Consider the following 1,543-nt stretch of genomic DNA (forward strand, 5'->3'; position numbering starts at 1 on the left):
CTTTACGAGCATTTAAGAAAATATAAAAAGATAATTAGAAATTTATACTTTGTTTAATCTAATAATTTTTTGAAAAAGCGCGATATATATATATTAATTAACAAGTAGTATATAATATAAATAGATATAAAACTTGAAAGAAAGGATGATGATTATGAGTAAAAAGAAACGCGTCATTTCAGAAGAAAAGACAAAAGAACTTCAAAAAGATTGGCAAGGCTATGGCGCGATGACAGTGGCATATAGTCTTGTAGTTATCATTATCGTTCTTATTGCGATTATCGCAAAATTGTATTTCTAATAGAAAAGCCTCTGGATTATTTTCCAGAGGTTTTCCATTTCTGTCCATATTGATCTGCTTTGATAATAGCTTTTAATAAATTCTTTGAAGTCACTTCAAAAGGCATATTTAATGTCGTAGATCCTTCTTTAACTGCTTCTAAACATACATGCAGTAATGCTTCTTCATCTACTTCTTTCATCCCTAAATCAGAAAGTGTAGTAGGTAACTCTAAAGCTTCTAAGAACTCATAATAGCTTTTTAATGTATCCTTAGGAGTATTCTCTAATACCAATTGTACAAGTGTACAAAAAGCCACTTTTTCACCATGCATCTTACTATTTGTTTCAGGAATAAGAGTGAACGCATTATGCAGACCATGACCGACTGCTTCTCCACCAGATTCAAAACCAATGCCACTTAAATAAATATTAGCTTCTATCACATTTTCTAGTGCTTCTGTGACTTTATGCTGCTTACAATCTTCTACAGCCTGTAATCCATAAGAATAGACAATATCAAAACAAGCCTTAGATATTGCGAAAGCACTTCTTGTCACCTGACTATGAAGACAATTCTCACTATGACTCACATAACAAGCCTTTGCTTCAAAATAAGTACTAAATGCATCACCAATACCCGCTCTCAGTAATCTTACTGGGGCATTCGCAATGACCTGTGTATCCACAATCACTTGATCTGGACTCTTAGGTAAATACAAATAATGATCAAACGTATGATCATCATGATAAATCACTGATAAAGAAGAACATGGGGCATCTGTACTTGCTGCAGTAGGTATAACGACAATAGGCTTTTTCGCATAATAACCACATGCTTTAGTGGTATCTAATACCTTTCCTCCACCGACACCGACAATCACTTCACTATTTGTTTCTTCTACAATATGTTGTATTCTTTCAATCTCGCTCATGCTACATTCATTTTGAAATAGTACAACTGTCATTTCCTGTTCATGTAAGCTTTCCTCTATCTGAGGTATAAACATCTCTTTCAAGTTTTCACTTGTAATTACAACTATTCTTTTATTATCTTTTAAATCATCACCAAGACACTTTAATTCATCTTTACCTTGTCTATATCTTGTTGGTGCACCAATCATTTTGCTCATATTATCACTCTCCTATACCTATTATAGAACATAAAAAAACAATGAGGAGAATTTTCTCCTCATTGTTTACATATCGCAAAGACCTTTGTCTTCTCCGTATACTGAATACCAATCATTATTGAAATCAGTCA

2 protein-coding genes are annotated in these 1,543 nt (G+C 32.9%); one reads left to right on the top strand and one right to left on the bottom strand.

Translation table 11 applies throughout. The features are described 5' to 3' along the window. Positions 1-154 precede the first annotated feature (154 nt). Positions 155-301 (top strand): hypothetical protein, encoded by a 147-nt coding sequence (locus ACT8VG_RS11145; RefSeq protein ID WP_022424163.1) that lies wholly within the window; start codon positions 155-157, stop codon positions 299-301. A gap of 16 nt (positions 302-317) precedes the next feature. Here the strand turns inward: ACT8VG_RS11145 and ACT8VG_RS11150 are convergent, their stop codons facing one another. Further along, positions 318-1,412 (bottom strand): glycerol dehydrogenase, encoded by a 1,095-nt coding sequence (locus ACT8VG_RS11150; protein WP_444195927.1) that lies wholly within the window; start codon positions 1,410-1,412, stop codon positions 318-320. Between the last annotated feature and the right edge of the window lie 131 nt (positions 1,413-1,543).

It is taken from the genome of Catenibacterium sp. (genome assembly GCF_052354645.1).
Lineage (GTDB): Bacteria > Bacillota_I > Bacilli_A > Erysipelotrichales > Coprobacillaceae > Catenibacterium > Catenibacterium mitsuoka_A.

Excerpts from the sequence above, each read along its gene's own strand:
- ACT8VG_RS11150 (WP_444195927.1), bottom strand. The coding sequence starts at position 1,412 with ATGAGCAAAATGATTGGTGCACCAACAAGATATAGACAAGGTAAAGAT.
- ACT8VG_RS11145 (WP_022424163.1), top strand. The coding sequence starts at position 155 with ATGAGTAAAAAGAAACGCGTCATTTCAGAAGAAAAGACAAAAGAACTT.